Source organism: Pseudomonas sp. ABFPK, from assembly GCF_001586765.1.
GTDB classification, from domain to species: Bacteria; Pseudomonadota; Gammaproteobacteria; order Pseudomonadales; family Pseudomonadaceae; genus Aquipseudomonas; species Aquipseudomonas asiatica.
In genome coordinates this window covers 1-20826 of the sequence record NZ_LQXW01000035.1, presented here as the reverse complement: position 1 = coordinate 20826, position 20826 = coordinate 1, and the positions used below count along the sequence as shown (strand labels likewise).

Annotated in this window: 23 protein-coding genes and 6 tRNA genes; 18 read left to right on the top strand and 11 right to left on the bottom strand. The window is 62.4% G+C overall.

Annotated features, from left to right (window positions below):
* Positions 1–9: 9 nt before the first annotated feature.
* Positions 10–957, top strand: coding sequence for a 4-hydroxy-3-methylbut-2-enyl diphosphate reductase (gene ispH / locus WM94_RS20885; protein ID WP_013970753.1), 948 nt, complete (start codon positions 10–12; stop codon positions 955–957).
* A 133-nt stretch (positions 958–1090) separates the two neighbouring features.
* Here the strand turns inward: ispH and WM94_RS20880 are convergent, their stop codons facing one another.
* Entirely contained in the window at positions 1091–1606 is a 516-nt protein-coding gene (locus tag WM94_RS20880; protein ID WP_043935296.1) for a GspH/FimT family pseudopilin, read from the bottom strand.
* 109 nt (positions 1607–1715) lie between these two features.
* Between WM94_RS20880 and WM94_RS20875 the strand changes: the two genes are divergently transcribed.
* The 5 genes from WM94_RS20875 to thiO are packed head-to-tail and all read left to right on the top strand — an operon-like array spanning position 1716 to position 4543.
* Positions 1716–1898: a prepilin-type N-terminal cleavage/methylation domain-containing protein gene (locus tag WM94_RS20875; protein WP_024086213.1), complete on the top strand. Its 183-nt coding sequence runs from the start codon at positions 1716–1718 to the stop codon at positions 1896–1898.
* Positions 1895–2539 (top strand): PilW family protein, encoded by a 645-nt coding sequence (locus WM94_RS20870; RefSeq protein WP_061552035.1) that lies wholly within the window; start codon positions 1895–1897, stop codon positions 2537–2539. Before WM94_RS20875 ends, WM94_RS20870 begins: the two co-directional genes overlap by 4 nt.
* Positions 2536–3000 carry a hypothetical protein gene (locus tag WM94_RS20865; protein ID WP_061552034.1) on the top strand — a complete coding sequence of 155 codons (465 nt, stop codon included), beginning with the start codon at positions 2536–2538 and terminating at the stop codon, positions 2998–3000. The genes WM94_RS20870 and WM94_RS20865 overlap by 4 nt, the downstream gene beginning before the upstream one ends.
* Position 3001: 1 nt before the next feature.
* Complete coding sequence (locus WM94_RS20860) at positions 3002–3391, top strand: type IV pilin protein (protein WP_013970758.1); 390 nt, start codon at positions 3002–3004, stop codon at positions 3389–3391.
* 54 nt (positions 3392–3445) lie between these two features.
* Positions 3446–4543: a glycine oxidase ThiO gene (thiO, locus tag WM94_RS20855; RefSeq protein ID WP_061552033.1), complete on the top strand. Its 1098-nt coding sequence runs from the start codon at positions 3446–3448 to the stop codon at positions 4541–4543.
* A 92-nt stretch (positions 4544–4635) separates the two neighbouring features.
* Here thiO and WM94_RS20850 read toward each other — a convergent pair whose 3' ends face one another.
* Both WM94_RS20850 and WM94_RS20845 read right to left on the bottom strand, forming a co-directional pair.
* Positions 4636–4866 (bottom strand): PP0621 family protein, encoded by a 231-nt coding sequence (locus WM94_RS20850; protein WP_013970760.1) that lies wholly within the window; start codon positions 4864–4866, stop codon positions 4636–4638.
* Positions 4867–4960: 94 nt separating this feature from the next.
* Positions 4961–5980, bottom strand: a complete 1020-nt coding sequence (locus WM94_RS20845) for an outer membrane protein assembly factor BamD (protein ID WP_013970761.1) — start codon at positions 5978–5980, stop codon at positions 4961–4963.
* 147 nt (positions 5981–6127) lie between these two features.
* On the opposite strand from WM94_RS20845, the gene rluD reads away from it, so the two are divergent.
* The 8 genes from rluD to WM94_RS20805 all read left to right on the top strand — a co-directional run bounded on the left by rluD (position 6128) and on the right by WM94_RS20805 (position 11521).
* Positions 6128–7090, top strand: a complete 963-nt coding sequence (gene rluD, locus WM94_RS20840; protein ID WP_015268856.1) for a 23S rRNA pseudouridine(1911/1915/1917) synthase RluD — start codon at positions 6128–6130, stop codon at positions 7088–7090.
* Entirely contained in the window at positions 7087–7827 is a 741-nt protein-coding gene (pgeF, locus tag WM94_RS20835; RefSeq protein WP_013970763.1) for a peptidoglycan editing factor PgeF, read from the top strand. Before rluD ends, pgeF begins: the two co-directional genes overlap by 4 nt.
* Positions 7828–8079: 252 nt before the next feature.
* A complete protein-coding gene (clpB, locus tag WM94_RS20830) occupies positions 8080–10644 on the top strand; it encodes an ATP-dependent chaperone ClpB (RefSeq protein ID WP_015268858.1) in 2565 nt (854 codons plus the stop codon).
* A 433-nt stretch (positions 10645–11077) separates the two neighbouring features.
* Positions 11078–11153 (top strand) — tRNA-Asn (locus WM94_RS20825).
* Between the two features lie 4 nt (positions 11154–11157).
* Positions 11158–11234, top strand: a tRNA-Pro gene (locus WM94_RS20820).
* Between the two features lie 6 nt (positions 11235–11240).
* Positions 11241–11316, top strand: a tRNA-Lys gene (locus tag WM94_RS20815).
* A gap of 47 nt (positions 11317–11363) precedes the next feature.
* A tRNA-Pro gene (locus tag WM94_RS20810) sits at positions 11364–11440 on the top strand.
* Positions 11441–11445: 5 nt separating this feature from the next.
* Positions 11446–11521, top strand: a tRNA-Lys gene (locus WM94_RS20805).
* A gap of 193 nt (positions 11522–11714) precedes the next feature.
* On the opposite strand, the gene WM94_RS20800 is transcribed toward WM94_RS20805, so the two are convergent.
* The 4 genes from WM94_RS20800 to WM94_RS20785 all read right to left on the bottom strand — a co-directional run bounded on the left by WM94_RS20800 (position 11715) and on the right by WM94_RS20785 (position 14518).
* A complete protein-coding gene (locus tag WM94_RS20800) occupies positions 11715–13010 on the bottom strand; it encodes an NAD(P)/FAD-dependent oxidoreductase (RefSeq protein ID WP_003260618.1) in 1296 nt (431 codons plus the stop codon).
* Between the two features lie 84 nt (positions 13011–13094).
* Positions 13095–13268, bottom strand: a complete 174-nt coding sequence (locus tag WM94_RS20795; RefSeq protein WP_013970765.1) for a DUF3094 family protein — start codon at positions 13266–13268, stop codon at positions 13095–13097.
* Between the two features lie 133 nt (positions 13269–13401).
* Positions 13402–14031: a DUF1780 domain-containing protein gene (locus tag WM94_RS20790; RefSeq protein WP_013970766.1), complete on the bottom strand. Its 630-nt coding sequence runs from the start codon at positions 14029–14031 to the stop codon at positions 13402–13404.
* Positions 14032–14086: 55 nt separating this feature from the next.
* Positions 14087–14518: a hypothetical protein gene (locus WM94_RS20785; RefSeq protein ID WP_015268860.1), complete on the bottom strand. Its 432-nt coding sequence runs from the start codon at positions 14516–14518 to the stop codon at positions 14087–14089.
* A gap of 86 nt (positions 14519–14604) precedes the next feature.
* Here WM94_RS20785 and WM94_RS20780 point away from each other — a divergent pair, with 86 nt between their 5' ends.
* Positions 14605–15312 carry an energy-coupling factor ABC transporter permease gene (locus WM94_RS20780; protein ID WP_061552032.1) on the top strand — a complete coding sequence of 236 codons (708 nt, stop codon included), beginning with the start codon at positions 14605–14607 and terminating at the stop codon, positions 15310–15312.
* 237 nt (positions 15313–15549) lie between these two features.
* Here WM94_RS20780 and yacG read toward each other — a convergent pair whose 3' ends face one another.
* Genes yacG through WM94_RS20760 form a run of 4 tightly spaced genes read right to left on the bottom strand, consistent with a single transcriptional unit; the run spans position 15550 to position 18447 of the window.
* A complete protein-coding gene (gene yacG, locus WM94_RS20775) occupies positions 15550–15750 on the bottom strand; it encodes a DNA gyrase inhibitor YacG (protein ID WP_003260624.1) in 201 nt (66 codons plus the stop codon).
* Positions 15747–16370, bottom strand: coding sequence for a dephospho-CoA kinase (gene coaE, locus WM94_RS20770; RefSeq protein WP_013970769.1), 624 nt, complete (start codon positions 16368–16370; stop codon positions 15747–15749). The genes yacG and coaE overlap by 4 nt, the downstream gene beginning before the upstream one ends.
* Positions 16370–17236: an A24 family peptidase gene (locus WM94_RS20765; RefSeq protein ID WP_061552031.1), complete on the bottom strand. Its 867-nt coding sequence runs from the start codon at positions 17234–17236 to the stop codon at positions 16370–16372. Before WM94_RS20765 ends, coaE begins: the two co-directional genes overlap by 1 nt.
* A gap of 2 nt (positions 17237–17238) precedes the next feature.
* On the bottom strand, positions 17239–18447 hold the full coding sequence (locus WM94_RS20760) for a type II secretion system F family protein (RefSeq protein ID WP_061552030.1): 1209 nt from the start codon (positions 18445–18447) through the stop codon (positions 17239–17241).
* Positions 18448–18664: 217 nt separating this feature from the next.
* On the opposite strand from WM94_RS20760, the gene WM94_RS20755 reads away from it, so the two are divergent.
* The 3 genes from WM94_RS20755 to WM94_RS20745 all read left to right on the top strand — a co-directional run bounded on the left by WM94_RS20755 (position 18665) and on the right by WM94_RS20745 (position 20070).
* Entirely contained in the window at positions 18665–19075 is a 411-nt protein-coding gene (locus tag WM94_RS20755; protein ID WP_061552029.1) for a pilin, read from the top strand.
* 71 nt (positions 19076–19146) lie between these two features.
* Positions 19147–19222, top strand: a tRNA-Thr gene (locus WM94_RS20750).
* Positions 19223–19449: 227 nt separating this feature from the next.
* Positions 19450–20070, top strand: a complete 621-nt coding sequence (locus WM94_RS20745) for a hypothetical protein (RefSeq protein ID WP_256207032.1) — start codon at positions 19450–19452, stop codon at positions 20068–20070.
* The last annotated feature ends 756 nt before the right edge of the window (positions 20071–20826 follow it).

Genomic DNA, 20826 nt, shown 5'->3' with positions numbered 1-20826 from the left:
GAGCCGAGCATGCAAATCAAACTCGCCAACCCTCGCGGCTTCTGCGCGGGGGTCGACCGGGCGATCGAGATCGTCAACCGCGCGCTGGAAGTCTTCGGCCCGCCGATCTATGTGCGTCACGAAGTGGTGCACAACAAGTTCGTGGTGGAAGACCTGCGCAACCGTGGCGCCATCTTCGTCGAAGAGCTGGACCAGGTACCGGACGACGTCATCGTCATCTTCAGTGCCCACGGGGTTTCCCAGGCCGTGCGCCAGGAAGCTGCTGGCCGTGGCCTGAAAGTGTTCGATGCCACCTGCCCGCTGGTGACCAAGGTGCACATCGAAGTGGCCAAGTACAGCCGCGACGGCCGTGAGTGCATTCTCATCGGCCACGAAGGGCATCCGGAGGTCGAAGGCACCATGGGCCAGTACGACGCCAGCAACGGTGGCGCCATCTACCTCGTCGAAGACGAGGAGGATGTTGCCAACCTGCAGGTGAAGGATCCGGACCACCTGGCGTTCGTCACCCAGACCACGCTGTCGATGGACGACACCAGTCGTGTGATCGACGCCCTGCGTGCGCGCTTCCCGAACATTGGCGGCCCGCGCAAGGACGACATCTGCTACGCCACCCAGAACCGCCAGGACGCGGTCAAGCAACTGGCGGACGAGTGCGACGTGGTACTGGTGGTCGGCAGCCCGAACAGCTCCAACTCCAACCGCCTGCGCGAGCTGGCCGAGCGCATGGGCACCCCGGCCTACCTGATCGACGGTGCCGAGGACCTGCAGCGTGGCTGGTTCGACCAGACGGCGCGGGTCGGCATCACCGCTGGCGCTTCGGCTCCCGAAGTGCTGGTGCGTGGCGTGATCGAGCAGCTCAAGGCCTGGGGCGCCACCGGTGCTGAAGAGCTGGATGGGCGGGAAGAGAACATCACCTTCTCCATGCCCAAGGAGTTGCGGGTTCGGTCGCTGATCTGACCGCAGTTTGCGCGATCCCCCCTGTAGGAGCGGCCTTGTGTCGCGAACGGGCTGCAAAGCAGCCCCAGGATTTCAGCGTTAGAGCTGATATTGCCGGGGCCCTTTGCGGCCCTTTCGCGACACAAGGCCGCTCCTACATTGACCGCGCTGATCTGCTAGTGGTGTCTTTGCATCGGGATTTTTTTGGCTCTCCCATCTGTACGTTGACCCTGCCAGTCGATGCCATCACAACTTGATACTGGCTAGTTGCGGTCAAGCGCTCGCAAATCTCCATCGTTGAACCTAACCAATTACCGTTGGCCCCAAGCGGAACACCCTGCGCACTGAATTTCAGCTGCTCACCGCGATTGCTCGTGATCTTCAGCGGCCGTGAAAGACGCTGCTCGCGCAGCACCTGCCCGTTATGCTCCAGCATCACCTGCCAACCATTCCCCCAGTTACCGTCCAACGCCTGCACCAGCACCGGCTGGCTTTGCAACATGGCATGGCTGCGCGCACTGCGCAGTGCCTGCGCCAAGTCACGCGCAGCTGCCGCCCTGTGTAGGTCGTCGCTCAATCTGGCGTAGGCCGGCATGCCGAGCTGTGTCAGCAATACGGCCACCGCCAGGGCCGACAACATTTGTATCAGTGTTACACCTCGTTGCTTCACCGTGCATTCCTCCCTGGAAGTGCTTGGCTGTAGCTTCACGGTCGTTGGACCGGCGGTCCAGTCGCCCGGGTTCAATGCAATTGCAGGAAAAGTCGCAGGAGGTGCAGGGATGCACGCAAGACAGCGGGGCATGACGCTTCTGGAAGTGTTATTGGCGGTGGTAGTGGTGGCTGTGGGTATGTTCGCAGCGGCAGGCCTGCAACTGCAGGCATTGCAGGCTGCGGAGAACGCGCGCCGCGATGGACAGGCGGCAATGGCGGCGCACAGTGAGCATGAAAGGGGGCGGCCATGAGTCGCGGCCAGCGTGGTTTCGGCTTGCTTGAGGTGATGCTGGCGCTGACCATCGGGTTGCTGCTGTTGACGGCGGCCAGCCAGCTATTCGCCTCGGCCCACCATACCTGGCGGCTGCAAAGCACGGCAGTACGCATGCAGGATGAGGCACGCCTGGCATTGCTGCGAATGGCCCAGGATATCCGCATGACCGGGATGTTTGGCTGCCTGCGACTGCGGCCAAAGCACTTCGGCAGTTCGAGCGCAGAGCACGCATTCGCCCGGCCGATGGAAGTCGAAGCATCCACCCTTAGCCTGGTCGTTGCGGAGTTACCTGGGCAAGCCGGGGCCCCGCAGTGGTTCCTGCACACGGACTGTACTAGCAAAGTGTCTGTGGACGATGAGTTGAAGGAGGGCTACCCACAGGTTTACCCCATCAGCAGATATGTCTACCAACTCCAGGGCAATACGCTGAGATTCAAACGCAACAAAAGCAACTTCCAGCCGCTGGTTGAAAATGTGCGCTCAATACGTTTCCAGCGTGTGCAAATGGCACAGGGTGAGGGGGTGGATATTGCCCTGACGCTTTACGAACCCAGGCTCGAACTTGAACAGCACCATGAACTGAGCGTCGCAATCCGCAACCCGGTGCCGGCCTCATGAATCGTCAGCGTGGCATAGTCCTGTTGTTGGCCTTGGTCCTGAGCCTGCTGCTTGGGCTGCTTGCGGCGTCCGCCCTGCGTGATGCGCTGGCGCAAACGCGAATGACCGGCTACCTGAGCGAAGGCCTGCTGGCGCTGGAGCAGGCCGAGGCCACGCTGCTGGCAGGGGCAGGCGAGCTCGAGCGGGCTTCCCCCGACCCTTGCGAGGCGTGCCCGCCACCCGCTCGACCGCATGACCTGAGCGGGCAGTGGCAGCGTACGCGAACCGGCTATTTCCATTTGCAGAATCTGGGTACCAGCGAACACGCGGCGCATATGCCGGAAGGGCAGCAGGTCACCCTGTACCGCGTCACCGCCGTCAGCCTGCAAACCCAGTCGCGGCATGTTCTGGAAGCGGTCTACGCCATGGACGGCGACACAACCCGGCGCATTGCCTGGCGGCAGAGATTGCGAGGAGACTGACATGCAGCAAGGTTTGAGCCTGATCGAGTTGTTGATTGTGCTGGCCGTGACCGGCATTCTGGCAGCCATTGCCTACCCCAGTTACAGCGACCAGCTACGGCGAGCCGCGCGCAGCGAAGTGGTTGGCCTGCTGCATGATGCCGCCCTGCGCCTGGAGCGCCACCGCGTACGCACTGGCCAATACGCCGAGGGCGACCCGGCGTTGCCCGACGGTACCCGCTATTACAGCCTGCAGGCCCAGCGCGACAGCGACACCTTCACGCTGCGCGCCCGGCGGCTGCCGAGCGGGCTGATGGCGCAGGACCGCTGTGGCGATTTCCAGCTCGACCAGGCCGGCGTGCAGCGCAATCCGGGTGCCGTCGAAGACAGCGTGCACTGCTGGGGAAGCTGAAGATTGAATGATGCCCGGTGCATCGCGGATTTACTTCAGGTGTTGGATCGACAGATGAGCAAGCAAGTAGTGGTGGTCGGCGGCGGGGTGATCGGCCTGCTGACGGCATTCAACCTGGCGGCGAAGGTCGGGCAGGTGGTGGTGTGCGATCAGGGGGAAGTCGGCCGCGAGTCGTCCTGGGCTGGCGGTGGCATCGTCTCGCCGTTGTACCCGTGGCGTTACAGCCCGGCCGTGACCGCCCTGGCACACTGGTCGCAAGACTTTTATCCGCAGCTGGGCGAGCGTTTGTTCGCCAGCACCGGCGTCGACCCCGAAGTGCACACCACGGGCCTGTACTGGCTCGACCTGGACGACGAGGCCGAAGCGCTGGCCTGGGCCGAGCGTGAGCAGCGGCCGCTGAGTGCCGTGGATATTTCGGCGGCCTATGACGCGGTGCCGGTGCTGGGCCCGGGCTTCAAGCGTGCCATCTACATGGCCGGCGTGGCCAACGTGCGCAACCCGCGCCTGGTGAAGTCGCTCAAGGCGGCGTTGCTGGCGTTGCCCAACGTGACCTTGCGTGAGCACTGCCAGGTTACCGGTTTTGTCCAGCAAGGCGGTCGCGTGACCGGGGTGCAGACGGCAGACGGCGTTCTGGCGGCGGATGAGGTGGTGCTCAGTGCTGGCGCGTGGAGTGGCGACCTGCTGCGTACGCTCGGCCTGGAGTTGCCGGTGGAACCGGTGAAGGGCCAGATGATTTTGTTCAAATGTGCCGAAGACTTCCTGCCGAGCATGGTGCTGGCCAAGGGGCGCTATGCGATCCCGCGGCGTGACGGGCATATTCTGGTGGGTAGCACGCTGGAGCATGCCGGGTACGACAAGACGCCGACCGAGGAGGCGTTGGAGAGCCTGAAGGCCTCGGCGGTGGAATTGTTGCCTGAGCTCGAGGGGGGGACGGTGGTGGCGCACTGGGCCGGGCTGCGGCCGGGGTCGCCGGAAGGTATTCCGTATATCGGGCCGGTGCCGGGGCATGCGGGGTTGTGGCTGAACTGCGGGCATTACCGCAACGGGCTGGTGCTGGCGCCGGCTTCGTGCCAGCTGTTTACCGACTTGCTGACCGGGGCCGAGCCGATCATCGACCCGGCGCCCTATGCGCCAACCGGGCGGCTGGGCTGAGGGCCTCTTCGCGGGTAGAGCACAGGTTTCGAAAACTGTGCGATCCCTGTGGGAGCGGGTTTACCCGCGAAGAAGCCAGTGGAGATTTGAATTCAGTCTTGGCGGCCAGGCCCCTGCTGCAGGTGCGCCTGGCTGCAGTACCACTCGTTGCCCTGCTGCAATGCCCGGTCATTGGGCAGGTGCACGCCGCAATGGGCGCAGCGTACCATCTTCAGCGGCGCATCCAGCTTGGCCTCGGGGTGCGACTGTTGGCTGGCTTTGAACTTGCGCCACAGCCAGAACGCTGCGGCGATCAGGGCGATCCAGAAAAGTAGGCGAACCATGGTGTCCAGCTTGTCGGTTGAAGAAGCCGACAGTCTAGGACGCGGCCAATAAAAAAGGGAGGCCCAGGGCCTCCCTTTCATGTACCGCTACGTATCAGTCGAACAGACCAAAGGTCATGTAGCTGAACCAGGAACGGTCCTTCTCGGCTTCCTTCGGCCCTTCCGGCACGATCGGGTCACCGTTCTCGTCAGTTGGCAGCAGCTCACGCGGCATCTCGTCACGTGCATCCTGGAACTGCTTGACCACGTCCTGGTTGGCGCGGGTTTCGCCCGGTGGCAGCGGGGTTTCGGTTTCGATCAGGCCCAGGGTCGCCTTGGACAGCCAGCCGCGGCCGTCAGACTCGGTCTGCTTTGGCTGGAACTCGCCATCTACCAGGCTCGGGTGGTCCGGGTAGTTGAGTTTGAGGGTTTCCAGGCTGGTGGCGGCCAGTTCGTCCAGGTGCATCTTCTGGTACGCCTCGACCATCACCGCCAGGCCGTCGCCGACCGATGGGGTTTCCTGGAAGTTCTCCACCACGTAGCGGCCACGGTTGGCAGCGGCTACATAGGCCTGGCGGCTCAGGTAGTAGTCGGCCACATGGATTTCGTACGACGCCAGCAGGTTGCGCAGGTAGATCATGCGCTGCTTGGCATCGGGCGCGTAGCGGCTGTTGGGGAAGCGGCTGGTCAGCTGGGCGAACTCGTTGTACGAGTCGCGGGCAGCACCCGGGTCACGCTTGGTCATGTCCAGCGGCAGGAAGCGCGCCACCAGGCCACGGTCCTGGTCGAACGAGGTCAGGCCCTTGAGGTAGTAGGCGTAGTCGACGTTCGGGTGCTGCGGGTGCAGGCGGATGAAGCGCTCGGCAGCCGACTTGGCAGCCTCGGGCTCGGAGTTCTTGTAGTTGGCGTAGATCAGCTCGAGCTGCGCCTGGTCGGCATAGCGGCCGAACGGGTAGCGCGACTCCAGGGCCTTGAGCTTGTTCACGGCGCTGGTGTAGCTGGAGTTGTCCAGGTCAGCTTGCGCCTGCTGATACAGCTCGGCCTCGCTGAGGTTCTCGTCGATCACTTCCTTATTGGAGGAACAGGCCGCGGTGAGCCCGAGGATGGCGATCAGCAGCAGGTGTTTCACTTGCATGGCGGCTTGCGTCCCTTTGACGGCCGCTGTCTTGGGCGGTGCCGTCCTGTTATGATGAGCGCCCCGGCCAACCCCGGGACAAAAGAAGCCGTATTTAACCACAAGCTCGCAGCCGAAACCAAAGGCTGTGCGCCCGCCGAATCGAGCATGTCCGAGATCATTCAACTTAGCGCAGAGGTCCCGTCCGAACTGGGCGGTCAACGCCTCGACCAGGTCGCCGCCCAATTGTTCGACGAGTATTCGCGCTCGCGGCTGACTACCTGGATCAAAGAAGGCCGCCTGACGGTCGATGGCGCGGTCCTGCGCCCGCGTGACACCGTCCATGGTGGCGCCGTGCTGGCCCTGGAGGCCGAGCAAGAGGCCCAGGGCGAGTGGGAGGCCGAGGACATCGCGCTGGACATCGTCTATGAAGACGACCAGATCCTGGTGATCAACAAGCCTGCCGGCCTGGTTGTGCACCCGGCTGCCGGGCATGCCAGCGGCACCTTGCTGAACGCGCTGCTGCACCATGTGCCCGACATCATCAACGTGCCGCGCGCCGGCATCGTGCACCGCCTGGACAAGGACACCACCGGCCTGATGGTGGTGGCCAAGACCCTGCAGGCGCAGACCAACCTGGTCGACCAGCTGCAAAAGCGCTCGGTCAGCCGCATTTATGAATGCATCGTGGTTGGTGTGGTGACTGCCGGTGGCAAGATCGACGCGCCCATCGGCCGCCACGGCGGCATGCGCCAGCGCATGGCAGTCACCGACGGCGGCAAGCCTGCGATCAGCCACTACCGTGTGCTCAAACGCTTCCGCTCGCACACCCATGTGCGGGTGAAGCTGGAAACCGGCCGTACCCACCAGATCCGCGTGCACATGGCTCATGTCGGCTACCCGCTGGTCGGCGACCAGACCTACGGCGGCCGCTTCCGCATTCCGCCGGCAGCCAGCCCGACCATGGTCGAGGCGGTGAAGACCTTCCCGCGTCAGGCCCTGCACGCACGCTTCCTGGCGCTGGTACACCCGACCACCGGTGAGCGCATGGAATGGGAATCGCCGCTGCCGGATGACTTCGTCTGGTTGCTGTCGCTGCTGAACCAGGACCGCGAGAGCTTTATCGGATGAGTGGCCTGACTCAGTCGCTGCTGTTCCCCGACTGGCCGGCCCCGGCCTCGGTGCGCGCCTGTGTCACCACTCGCCAGGGCGGCATCAGCCTGCCGCCCTATGAAACCTTCAACCTTGGCGACCATGTAGGGGACGACCCTGTCGCGGTGGCCGAGAACCGTCGTCGCCTGAGCGACGAATTCGCCATCCAGCCGGCCTGGCTCAAGCAGGTGCATGGGCTGGTGGTAGCAAATGCCGACCCGGCCGTGGTGGCCGAGGCCGACGCCAGCTGGACCGACCAGCCTGGCATTGCCTGCACCGTGATGACTGCCGATTGCCTGCCAGCGCTGTTCTGCGACCGGGCCGGTACCCGCGTGGCGGCCGCGCATGCTGGCTGGCGCGGGCTGGCCGGTGGTGTGCTGGAGGCCACCTTGGATCGCCTGGCACTGCCACCCGAAGAGGTGCTGGTGTGGCTGGGGCCGGCGATTGGCCCACAGGCGTTCGAAGTGGGGCTGGAAGTGCGTGATGCCTTTACGGCGGTGCACCCGGAAGCGGCCAGGGCCTTTGTCGATGGTGCCCGGCCGGGCAAGTTGATGGCCGACATCTATGAGCTGGCGCGTATTCGTTTGGCGGCGCGTGGGGTGACTGCTGTTCATGGCGGTGGCTTGTGCACGGTCAGCGACGAGCGGTTCTTCTCCTATCGTCGTACTCCGCAGGGGGGGCGTTTTGCTTCCCTTGTGTGGCTGGAACCGCGCTAGCCTGCACCGGCCTTTTCGCGGGTGAACCCGCTCCCACAGGATAATCACAGGCCGTGAGAGCGGAGCAGTACTTGTGGGAGCGGGCATGCCCGCGAATGGCCCAGCACTAATCCAACAGGTTGATCCTGGTCAACCCCGCTACGCTTGAATCTTCCAGAATCAGCCTTATCTATAAGGTCATCTCAGGCAGGTTTCTTCACAAACAGGCGCTGTCCATCGCTCCGACCTGCCCTTTAAAAGGAAGGTATCCCCATGCGAATAGACCGTTTGACCAGCAAGCTGCAGCTTGCGATATCCGATGCCCAATCCCTGGCGGTTGGCATGGATCACCCTGCCATCGAGCCGGTGCACCTGTTGCAGGCATTGCTCGAGCAGCAGGGCGGTTCGATCAAGCCGCTGCTGATGCAGGTAGGCTTCGACATCAACAGCCTGCGCCAGGCACTGGTGAAAGAACTCGACCAGCTGCCGAAAATCCAGAACCCCACCGGCGACGTGAACATGTCGCAGGACTTGGCGCGCCTGCTCAACCAGGCCGACCGCCTGGCCCAGCAGAAGGGCGACCAGTTCATTTCCAGCGAACTTGTGCTGCTGGCTGCCATGGACGAGAACAGCAAGCTCGGCAAGCTGTTGTTGAGCCAGGGCGTGAGCAAGAAGGCCCTGGAAAACGCCATCAACAACCTGCGCGGCGGTGCGGCGGTCAATGACGCCAACGCAGAGGAATCGCGCCAGGCGCTGGACAAGTACACCGTCGACCTGACCAAGCGTGCCGAAGAAGGCAAGCTGGACCCGGTGATTGGCCGTGACGACGAAATTCGCCGTACCGTACAGGTACTGCAACGCCGTACCAAGAACAACCCGGTGCTGATCGGTGAGCCTGGCGTAGGTAAAACCGCCATCGCCGAAGGCCTGGCCCAGCGCATCATCAATGGTGAAGTGCCGGACGGCCTGAAGGGCAAGCGCCTGCTGGCGCTGGACATGGGCGCGCTGATTGCCGGTGCCAAGTACCGCGGCGAGTTCGAAGAACGCCTCAAAGGCCTGCTGAACGAGCTGTCCAAGCAGGAAGGCCAGATCATCCTGTTCATCGACGAACTGCACACCATGGTCGGCGCCGGCAAGGGCGAGGGCGCCATGGACGCCGGCAACATGCTCAAGCCGGCCCTGGCTCGTGGCGAGCTGCACTGCGTTGGCGCCACCACGCTGAACGAGTACCGCCAGTTCATCGAAAAGGATGCTGCCCTGGAGCGCCGCTTCCAGAAGGTGCTGGTCGAGGAGCCGAGCGAGGAAGACACCATCGCCATCCTGCGTGGCCTGAAAGAGCGCTATGAAGTGCACCACAAGGTGGCCATCACCGACGGTGCCATCATTGCTGCGGCCAAGCTCAGCCACCGCTACATCACCGACCGTCAGCTGCCGGACAAGGCCATTGACCTGATCGACGAAGCGGCCAGCCGCATCCGCATGGAGATCGACTCCAAGCCGGAAGTGCTCGACCGCCTCGACCGTCGCCTGATCCAGCTGAAGGTGGAGTCGCAGGCGCTGAAGAAGGAAGAAGACGAAGCGGCGAAAAAACGCCTGGAGAAACTGACCGAGGAAATCGACCGGTTGGAGCGGGAATACGCCGACCTGGAAGAAATCTGGGCCTCCGAGAAGGCTGAGGTGCAGGGCTCGGCGCAGATCCAGCAAAAGATCGAGCAGGCCCGCCAGGAGCTGGAGACCGCCCGTCGCAAAGGCGACCTGAGCCGCATGGCCGAGCTGCAGTACGGAGTGATCCCGGACCTGGAGCGCAGCCTGCAGATGGTCGACCAGCACGGCAAGACCGAAAACCAGTTGCTGCGTAACAAGGTGACCGAGGAAGAAATTGCCGAAGTGGTCTCGAAGTGGACCGGTATCCCGGTGGCCAAGATGCTCGAAGGCGAGCGTGAAAAGCTGCTGAAGATGGAAGAGCTGCTGCACCAGCGTGTGATCGGCCAGAACGAGGCGGTAACCGCCGTGGCCAACGCGGTGCGCCGTTCGCGTGCCGGGCTGTCCGACCCGAACCGGCCGAGTGGTTCGTTCCTGTTCCTCGGCCCGACCGGGGTGGGCAAGACCGAGCTGTGCAAGGCGCTGGCCGAATTCCTGTTCGACACCGAAGAGGCAATGGTGCGCATCGACATGTCCGAGTTCATGGAGAAGCATTCCGTGGCTCGCCTGATCGGTGCCCCACCAGGCTATGTGGGGTATGAAGAGGGCGGTTACCTGACCGAGGCGGTACGGCGCAAGCCATACTCGGTGGTGCTGCTGGACGAGGTGGAGAAGGCCCACCCGGATGTGTTCAACGTGCTGCTGCAGGTGCTGGAAGATGGCCGCCTGACCGACAGCCACGGGCGCACCGTGGACTTCCGCAACACCGTGATCGTGATGACCTCCAACCTGGGCTCGGCGCAGATCCAGGAACTGGTGGGTGACCGTGAGGCACAGCGTGCGGCGGTGATGGATGCGGTGGGTTCGCACTTCCGTCCGGAGTTCATCAACCGTATCGACGAAGTGGTGGTATTCGAGCCACTGGGCCGCGAGCAGATTGCCGGCATTACCGAAATCCAGCTGGGCCGCCTGCGCAGCCGTCTGCTGGAGCGCGAACTGTCGCTGAGCCTGAGCCCGGAGGCATTGGACAAGCTGATTGCCGTGGGTTACGACCCGGTATACGGCGCACGGCCACTGAAGCGTGCGATCCAGCGCTGGATCGAAAACCCGTTGGCGCAGTTGATCCTGGCAGGCAAGTTCATGCCGGGCACGGCGATTACCGCCAAGGTGGAAGGCGACGAAATCGTCTTCGGCTGATCTGTTTCACCATGAGCCCCGCATCTGCGGGGCTTTTTTTTTGCCTGTATCTCCCAGGCCTCACACACATTCCGAGGACCAGTGCAGTACCTGTGGGAGCGGGCATGCCCGCGAAGGGGCCCTCACAGCCCCAGCAAATCCGGGCCTTTCCGGCCTCCTGGATAACTAGCTGAAATTTTTGAAATTTTTGCTTGCATCTAAAATCGGGTGCCCCTAATATACGCCGCGTTGTCAGGCACTAAGCGAATCACCAGCAACATCGGTGACCGCAAAACAACTTACAAATCAGTAAGTTGAATGAAAAAAAGTGGTTGACAAGCAAAACGAAGAATGTAGAATAGCCGGCCTCAGCAGCTACAACGCGAAAGCGGATAGCCAAAGAGACCGAAGCTAACACAAGCTTCGAAGCTGTAAAGATGTACCGAAGTTCAGTTCCGCGATAGCTCAGTCGGTAGAGCAAATGACTGTTAATCATTGGGTCCCTGGTTCGAGTCCAGGTCGCGGAGCCAATCTCGGGGTGTAGCGCAGTCCGGTAGCGCGCCTGCTTTGGGAGCAGGATGTCAGGAGTTCGAATCCCCTCACCCCGACCATTTTCCGGGTCGTTAGCTCAGTTGGTAGAGCAGTTGGCTTTTAACCAATTGGTCGTAGGTTCGAATCCTACACGACCCACCATGTAAAAAGGGCATCTCAAGCGAGATGCCCTTTTTCTTTAAGTATCACGGGGTGTAGCGCAGTCCGGTAGCGCGCCTGCTTTGGGAGCAGGATGTCAGGAGTTCGAATCCCCTCACCCCGACCATTTCCGGGTCGTTAGCTCAGTTGGTAGAGCAGTTGGCTTTTAACCAATTGGTCGTAGGTTCGAATCCTACACGACCCACCATGAAAAAAAGGGCATCTCGCATGAGATGCCCTTTTTTTTGCCTGCTCCGCACAGCAACACAACCCCTTGTAGGAGCAGCCTTGTGCTGCGAAAAGGCCATTGTTGCCAAAGAAAATCTACTGTCGTACCGGCCTCTTCGCAGCACAAGGCTGCTCCTACAGGGCAGTGCCGTGCCTGTAGGAGCAAGTGCCTGTCAGTGCAGTTTCAGGCGCGGCTCGGTACCTCGGCCAATCTTGCTACCCAGCATCATCAACGCCGTACGGAAGAACCCGTACAACGCCATCTGGTGCATCCGGTACAGCGACACGTAGAACATCCGCGCCAGCCAGCCCTCCAGCTTCACGCTGCCCATCAGGTTACCCATCAGGTTGCCCACCGCCGAGAAGCGCGACAGCGACACCAGCGAACCGTAGTCCTTGTACTCATAGGTCGGCAGCGCCTTGTTCTCCAGCCGCGCCTTCAAACTCTGCGCCAGCATTGAGGCCTGCTGGTGCGCCGCCTGGGCACGTGGCGGCACGTTGCGGTCGCTACCCGGTTGCGGGCAGGCGGCGCAGTCACCGAAGGCAAAGATGTTGTCATCGCGCGTGGTCTGCAGGGTAGGGCGTACCACCAGCTGGTTGATGCGGTTGGTTTCCAGGCCATCGATGTCCTTGAGGAACGCCGGCGCACGGATACCAGCCGCCCACACTTTCAAACTGGCCTGGATCACTTCACCGTCCTTGGTTTTCAGGCCATCCTCGGTCACTTCACTGACGGCGGCATTGGTCATCACCTTCACCCCGAGCTTTTCCAGGGTCTTGTGCACCGGCACGCTGATGCGCTCTGGCAGCGCCGGCAATACGCGCGGGCCGGCCTCGATAATGGTGATGTGCATGTCCTTGGGCTGGATGCGGTCCAGGCCATAGGCCGCCAGTTCGTGCGCCGCGTGGTGCAGCTCGGCTGCCAGCTCCACACCGGTGGCACCGGCACCGACGATGGCCACGCTGATTTTCTCGCTGGCCACATCACCGGCATGGGCACGCAGGTAGTGGTTGAGCAACTGCTGGTGGAAACGCTCGGCCTGCTTGCGGGTGTCGAGGAACAGGCAGTGCTGCGCCGCGCCCAGGGTGCCGAAGTCGTTGGTGTTGGAACCCACGGCAATGACCAGCGTGTCGTAGCCCAGGGTGCGCGCAGGCAGCAGCTCGCGGCCCTCTTCGTCGAGGGTGGCGGCCAGTTGAATCTGTTTGCCTTCACGGTCCAGGCCGCTCATGCGCCCCAACTGGAAGTTGAAGTGGTTCCACTTGGCCTGGGCCACGTAGTTCAGTTCGTCTTCCGAGGAGTTCAGCGAGCCGGCGGCCACTTCGTGCAGCAGAGGCTTCCAGATGTGCGTGAGGTTGGCGTCGACCAGGGTGATCTCGGCCTGCTTGCGCTTGCCCAGGCTTTTACCCAGGCGGGTCGCCAGTTCCAGGCCGCCGGCGCCGCCGCCGACAATCACGATGCGATGAGTCATGGGGATATCTCATAAGGTTTACGGAATTCGTGGCCCCGGGGGCCGGCCGCAAACTGCACGAGGGGAGGGCGAGCGCGAAGCAGCTCATAGCACCAGTCCACTGAGCAGGCGGCTGATGAGACCCAACCCGATGGTCACGGCCACCACCAGCACAAGGAGCAGCCACGGCCGGAAGGGCCTGCGCTCGACTTGGTGCTGGGGGGCTCGCAGATACTCATCGACACGACGCTGATCTTCCGGATTCAGGCGGCTGGTCATGGTGGGGCCTCGTCAGGTAGACGTTTGGGACTGCGTAAACGCTACAGCGTTCACGCAAGCGCTTGAAACAAATGATAAGGCTTTCTATCTCTGGCGCCGAGTGTACGCCATCGCAAACACTCGCTGCAGTGGATCAAAGACTGATGCCCACGTCGAACACAATGCTGCGACCCAGGTTGCCGCGCAGGAAGTCCGGCGCATCGGGGTGGGCGAACAGCACCCGGGCAAATGTCGGCCCGACCAGTGACAGCGAGCGCCAGCCCTGGCGCAGATATTCGGTGGGCGGCGGGAAATGGGTGTTGAGGTCGAGCACTTCGCGCTTGAGGCTGGCGAAGGCAATGATATCCAGCTCGTTCAGCTCCAGCCCGCGTTCCCGGTAGTTGTGCGCCTTCTTGCGCAAGGTCGGCGCCAGCCGCCCCAGCAGCTCGGTGGCACTGATGCGCCGCGGGCGCGCTTCGCGGCGCACCAGTTGCGCCAGGGAAAACGCACTGCGCCGGCGCTGCAGTTCTTCGCGCCATTCATCGTTGAGCCGGCGGCCCTCGTCGAGCACGAAAAACACCTCGAACGCCGCGTCGCGGAACAGCACGTCTGGCGGTTCTTGCCCGGCCGGGGTGAAGTCCTCGCTGCGATAGGGGATGTTCAGCCCCTGCAACAGGCGTTGGCACACCCAACGCTCCCGCTCCCACTTGCGGGCGTTGGAGAGAAAGGCATTGGCTTGTTCCGCCTGGATGGTAAGCAGGCGCAGGTAGTCTGAGTCATCCATGCAGACAAGCTTAGCTGCTAATCGATGACGATAAGATGCTGTTTGTGCGCAGAAATCAGCCCAGTATTGGCCATTGCTGCACCACCCCAAGCAGGTGCACCAGGCCAAACCCCAGGCAGATCAGCGAACTGACCACGATGAAACGCCGCGAGCGCCCGGTACCCGCCAGCAATATCGGCCCCAGCAGGCCGCGCGCCAGGTACACCAAGGTGATCAGGCAGATGGCCGGCAGCAGCAAGGGCAACCGCCCGATGGCCCCGGCAGCTGACAGCGCATACCCCGACCAGGCCAGCAGCACGCAGGCGATGGCTGCGGTGATCAGCCCTGGGTACCAGCGGCCGTTTTCGGCGGCCACGGCCATGCGCTCGCCGGCCCCGAACAAACGGTACCAGCGCGGCCCGACGGCGATGATGACCAGGTGAAGTACGCCGATGATGGCGTTGAGCGCTGCTGCCAGCAGCAGGGCGAGGTTGATTCCTTCCGGCATGAGCAATGCTTCCTGCATCGAGTGAGGGTGCCAGCCTAGCGCAACCGAATGAAACGGAGAATGGGTGTAGACTCGGCTTTATCCACATGGCTGAAAGGGGCATTCGTCAGGTGATCAGCGCGCAGGTGTTGTCGGGCACCACCCTTACGCTTGGCTGGCTGGGATATGTGCCGTTGCTGATCTGGGCGGTCAGCCAGGTGCGCTGGGTTGAGCTGTTCACCGACCGGCGCCGCCAGCATCTGCTGTTTGGCACGGTGTTCTGCCTGTTTGCCTTGTGGTTGGTGCGGCGCGATTTCGATACCGGTGTGTCGTACCACTTCATAGGCATGACGGCGGTCACGCTGTTGCTGGACTGGCCACTGGCGGTGCTTGGCGGATTCATGGCCCAGCTCGGTTTGCTGGTGCTGGGGCGTCAGGACCTGGCGGCGCTGGGGGTGAATGGCTTGTTGCTGGTTGGCCTGCCGGTGCTGATCGCCGAGGCGTGCGCGATAGGGGTCGAGCGCGCCCAGCCGCGGAACCTGTTTGTGTATATCTTCTGTTCAGGGTTCTTCCCGGCGGCATTGACCGTGCTGGCCTGCCTGTCGGCTGCGCTGGGGCTGTTGTGGCTGGACGGGCGCTTCGCCATGCCGGAGTGGCTCAGCGATTTTGTCGGCTACCTGTGGCTGATGATGTTCCCCGAAGCGTTCATCAACGGCACGGTGATCAGTGCGCTGGTGGTGTTTTGCCCAGAGTGGCTGGAAACCTTTAACCGCACGCGGTATCTGCAGGCGCCGTGGAAGGAGGATGATCGATAACTAACCAGGCCACCGCAGCGGTGCGGTCCTTGCTTGTAGGAGCGGCCTTGTGTCGCGAAAGGGCTGCGGAGCAGCCCCGGCGAACTTTGGGTTAACGCTGAAATCGAGGGCCGCTTTGCGGCCCATCGCGACACAAGGCCGCTCCTACAGGTACCGCGCCAGTCTTGAAGCTTGTGGGGTTGCCTGTGGGAGCGGGCATGCCCGCGAAAAGGCCCGCACAGCCACTTGGCTATCGGATCAATGCCGCGGCTCCAAATCCCCCGAGTACAGCTCATCCTCGGACTCTTCCGCCCCCGGAATCTTGTGCTCCTCCGCCGCCCAGGCCCCCAGGTCGATCAGCTTGCAACGGTCCGAACAGAATGGCCGGAACGGGCTTTTCTCGTTCCATTCCACAGGTGCGCCACAGGTCGGGCAATCGACGGTCAATGGCTGGCTCATGGCTGGCCTCCTCGTAAAGTCAGGTAAAAGTGGTGCAGGCGGTCAATCTGCTGATGCAGCGCGGCCAGGTCGCCGTCATTGACCACCACATCATCGGCATGGCGCAGGCGCTCCTCGCGGGCCAGCTGGGCCTTGAGAATGGCCTGCACCTGCTCGGCACTGGTGTTGTCACGCGCCAGGGTACGCGCCACCTGCAGCTCCTGCGGCGCATCGATCACCAGCACCCGTTGGGTTTTCTGGTGCTGGCCCGACTCGATCAGCAGCGGCGACACATACACCGCATACGGCGACTCCGCCTTGGCCAGGTAGCTGAAAATCTCCTGCCCGATCAGCGGGTGCAGCAATTGCTCCAGCCATTTGCGCTGCGCCGGGTCGGCGAATATCAGCTGGCGCAGTGCCGAACGATCGAGTTGGCCGTCCGCCTGCAGTACGCCGGCACCAAAGCGCTCGACGATGCTGGCCAGGGCCGGGCGGCCAGGCTCGACCACCCAGCGCGCCGCCTGGTCGGCATCGACCAGGTGCACGCCAAGCTCAACGAAACGCTCGGCAGCGGCGCTCTTGCCGCTACCAATGCCGCCGGTCAGGCCGAGAATCCAGGGGGTAAAGGCCGCAGTGGTCATCAGAATCCAAGCAGGTTTGTGTATGAAGCGTATATTTCATCACCCCAGAGCACGGCAATCCACCCCGCAATCGCCAGATAGGGGCCAAACGGGATCGCCGTGCCCATCGCATGGCGGCGCAAGCGCAACAGGCACAGCCCAGCCAGCGCCCCGACCACTGACGACAACAGCAAGGTCAATGGCAACACCTGCCAGCCACCCCAGGCCCCGATCAGCGCCATCAGCTTGAAGTCGCCATAGCCCATGCCTTCCTTGCCAGTGGCCAGCTTGAACACCCAGTACACCGTCCACAGGCTGAGGTATCCGGCCACCGCGCCCCACAACGCACTGGTCAGCGGGACGTAGAGGCCAAAGGCGTTGACGATCAGCCCCAGCCACAGCATCGGCAGCACCAGCGCATCCGGAAGCAACTGGTGCTCGGCATCGATCAGGCTCAGGGCCAGCAGGCACCAGGTCAGCGGCAGCGCCAGCAAGGCCTCGGGCGAAGCACCAAAGCGCCAGGCCACCACCAGCGACAGCAGCGCGCTGGCTAACTCCACCAATGGGTAGCGCGGGCTGATGCGGGTCTTGCAGGCTGAACAACGCCCGCGCAAGGCCAGGTAGCTGATGACCGGAATGTTCTCCCACGCGCGAATCCGATGCGCACAATGCGGGCAGCGCGAGGCGGGTAGCCACAGGTCGAAACGCTCGTGCCGCGTGATCGGCAACTCCAGCATTTCCTGCGCCTCACGCTGCCATTGCCGCTCCAGCATGATCGGCAGGCGGTACACCAGCACATTGAGAAAACTGCCCACCAGCAGGCCGAGCACCGTGGCCAGGGTGAGAAAGTACGCTGGCTGCTCAGCCAGCAAAGTCCATAAAGTCATGTTCAGATCAAGCTACCCAACTGGAAGATCGGCAGGTACATCGCCACCACCAGGCCGCCCACCAGCAGGCCCAGGACCAGCACGATGGCCGGCTCCAGCAGGCTGGTCAACTGGTCCAGCGCCTGGCTGACCTGTTCCTCGTAATGGCTGGCGGCTTTTTCCAGCATCTGGTCCAGCGTGCCGCTGGACTCCCCGATGGCCGTCAGTTGCACCAGCAGCGGCGGAAACAGCGGCTCGGCGGCCATCGCCTGATGCAGCCCCTGCCCATTGGCCATGCCCTGGCGCAGCCGCAACACCGCCTGCTCATGCAGGTCGCCGCCACTGACCCTGGCCACCGTGCCCAGCGCATCCAGCAACGGCACCCCGGCGGCGTAGGACGTTGCCAGGCTACGCGCAAACCGCGCCAGCGCCGCCTGCCCCAGCAGCGTACCGAACACCGGCAAGCCCAGCACCCTGCGAGATATCCACAGGCGCGCTGGCGCGTGCTGCCGGTAGAGCTGGCGCATGGCAAAACCCAGCACCACGCCGATCACCAGCAACAACGGCGCAAACCGGCTCAGCCCTGTGGACATGTCGATCACCCATTGGGTAAATACCGGCAACGCCACGCCCATGCCAGAGAACATGCCCTCGAATTTCGGAATCACCTCCAGCAACAGGATCGCCGACACCCCCAGCCCCGTCAGCAACAGCAGCAACGGGTAGATCATCGCCTTGCGCACCTTCTTGTGCAGCACGCGACGCTGCTCCAGCATGCCCGCCAACTGTTCCAGCTGCCGGTCGAGCGTGCCGGACTGCTCACCCACCCGCACCAGGTTGCAGTACAGCGCATCGAACCACCCCGGGTGGCGCTGCAACGCATCTGCCAGCCCCAGGCCCGAGGCCACATCCTGTTTCAATCTATCCAGCAATGCCGCCTGCGCCGCATCACAGCCACTGCGCCCCATCACCTCGAACGCCTGCAGCAGCGGCACCCCGGCCTTGAGCAAGGTCGCCAGCTGCCGACTGAACCCCGCCGGGTCGGCCTTTGCCCGCCGTTTCGGCAAACTGAACGTCAGCCCACCGGCAGGCCGCAAACTGGCCACCTTGATGCCCTGCCGGATAAGCCCGGCACGCACATAAGCCGGGCTGCGCCCGGACGTTTGCCCGCTGACAGGCGCGCCGTTGGCGTCGGTGCCGTGCCAGGTGTAGAGGAGTGTGGATTGGGTCATGCAAAGGTCCTTTTTTCTGCCCAAGCGACAAGCCTGGAAACAGCTTGCCGTGTCCATCCAAGGGCGCGCGTCCGTGATGCTCACTAGAGTAGTTCAGCGAAGACGACGCCCGAGCGGGCAGGGGTGACAAAAGGTGTCTGTTCAGGCCTACTGCGCCGCTGCCAGCCGGGGTCGAGCCTGACCTCAACGAGTACGCGTATCAAAAAGGAAAACGTTCATGAAAGGGCAACGCGGTATCACCCTGATCGAACTGATGATCGTCGTCGCGATCATCGGCATTCTGGCGACCATCGCCTTACCGATGTACACCAACCACCAGTCACGCTCCAAGGCCGCGGCCGGGTTGCTGGAGATCAGCGCGCTGAAGACCGCGATGGACCTGCGGTTGAACGACGGGAAGGATGTGCCGGATGTGGCCGCGCTGGGCGGCCAGCCGGCGACGGCGCATTGTGCGATCACGGCTAGCGGCAAGGCGGCGGATGGTACTGGGAGCATCGTTTGCACGCTGGTGGATGCGCCGGCCAATGCGCTGGGCAAGGCATTGACCCTGTCACGTTCGGCTAGCGGGTGGGCGTGTACGACCGACATCGAGGAAGACCTGGCGCCGAAGGGGTGCAAGGCGCCTTGAGGGTGGGGCAATAAACTAGGGGAAACAGGGGTTTGCGTAACGGGTGCGAGCAATGGTACGTTGCGCTACACGCCGGTGTAGCTCAGTCGGTAGAGCAGCGCACTCGTAACGCGAAGGTCGCAGGTTCGATTCCTGTCTCCGGCACCAGATCTTGTTGGCACGATGCAGGTTTTCCTGGTTTCGGCCCCTCCAAAAATGCCCGCCTTGTGCGGGCATTTTTGTTTCTAATCTGTCGCGCTATTTCTTTAACCTGCCATGGCCTACCTCTACACCGCGCCTCGAAAGGTCTCTCGCGGACCTGGCGTGAGTCAGGCAGCCGCCTGATACATTGTTTTGCTGGCAATTGGCCGCACATCCTACGCTGAACAAGGAACGTGAAATTGAGAACATCTGCCATTTTGTTGCTCGCACTTGCGGTGAGCGGTTGCGCAACCGGTCAACGGCCATCAGTTGAGTGGATAACAGTCCGTGACACCGACCAGTTCACTGACAAGTCAACTTGCGGCGTTACCGTAGGCAGCTTCTACACGGGAGGAGGCGTATTTACCGTCTCGAACCACTACTACCCATACATCGAGTCGGCGAATGGGGAGTTGCGAGTAGGGATTCGGAGCGGTGGACGCTTCAAGGTACCAGTAGGGGATGTACAGTTCAGGATCGACCAGAACCCTGCTTGGACCATTGCAACAAGTGAAACTCCAGTGGATTACGTTCCGGAGGGGCAGTTGAAAGCCATGCAAGCCTATGCTGGTGACGCCAAACAGCAGCAAATGCTGGAGAGTACATACAAAGCTGCCCTCCAGGCCTCAGCCCAAGCTATGTCTCCTTTCACAGCCACTACCGGTGAGAAGGCCGAGAAGATCCTGGCGCAGATGAAGAACGGGAAAGTGCTGATTTATCGCACGCTAGGCCTGAACCAGGCTGCCAGTACCACCGGTGAGTACGCCTTGGATCATTCGCTGAGCAAGGCGCTAGCTGAATGCGGTATCAAGTGAAGGATTAATCGTTAGCCAGCCGCATCGAGGGCTGGCCAGCCACGGCCAAGCACTAGTATTTGCTAACAGGGAAGGCGCCTGGAGGGGCGCGCGAGCCTCCGATGTCAACAACTGTCAACGTCTGGCCGGGTCGCCATGCTGACCCGGATGTGAGGTTTTGACAAGTTCCCCACCTAGGCCTTCACTCCGGTAACGGCACACGCGGAATACAGAGGGCGCTACTATGGTTTGGGAACTTAGGCATGACCCAGACGAATACATCTCGATCATTGCTGAGGTCTTTTACGATTCTGCCCGCCGCAAGAATGGCGTTCGTCCTGCGAGTGACCAGCCCTTCCCACAGACCATGAAGATCGAGTGCGCGCGGAAGATTAGAGACTATCCGGTCGGTACGAAGGTGAAACTGTGGGTCGTGGCAACCACAAAGGAGGACAGTCGTCCATTCCTGTACAGCAGCTACAAGTGGAAGCATGAGCTTGTATAGGCCGCCTAGGCTGGCTGGTATCCACAGAGCAGGCCCCTCTAGGGACAACCTAAAAAAGCCCACTTTTTAGAAAATCACTGACCTGGAGGCCACGTATTTCAAGGGTTCATTTTTCTGAGGCAGGGCTTTTTCAGACCATCCCTAGGGATTCTCCGAACAAGTTACCCACCAGCCGCAAATGGACGGCTTGGAGATGCCGAAAACCCCGATTTTCAGCCGCTGATTATTGGAAAACCAAGGCATAGCCTTGGTTTTCTGCCCTCACGGGCGCA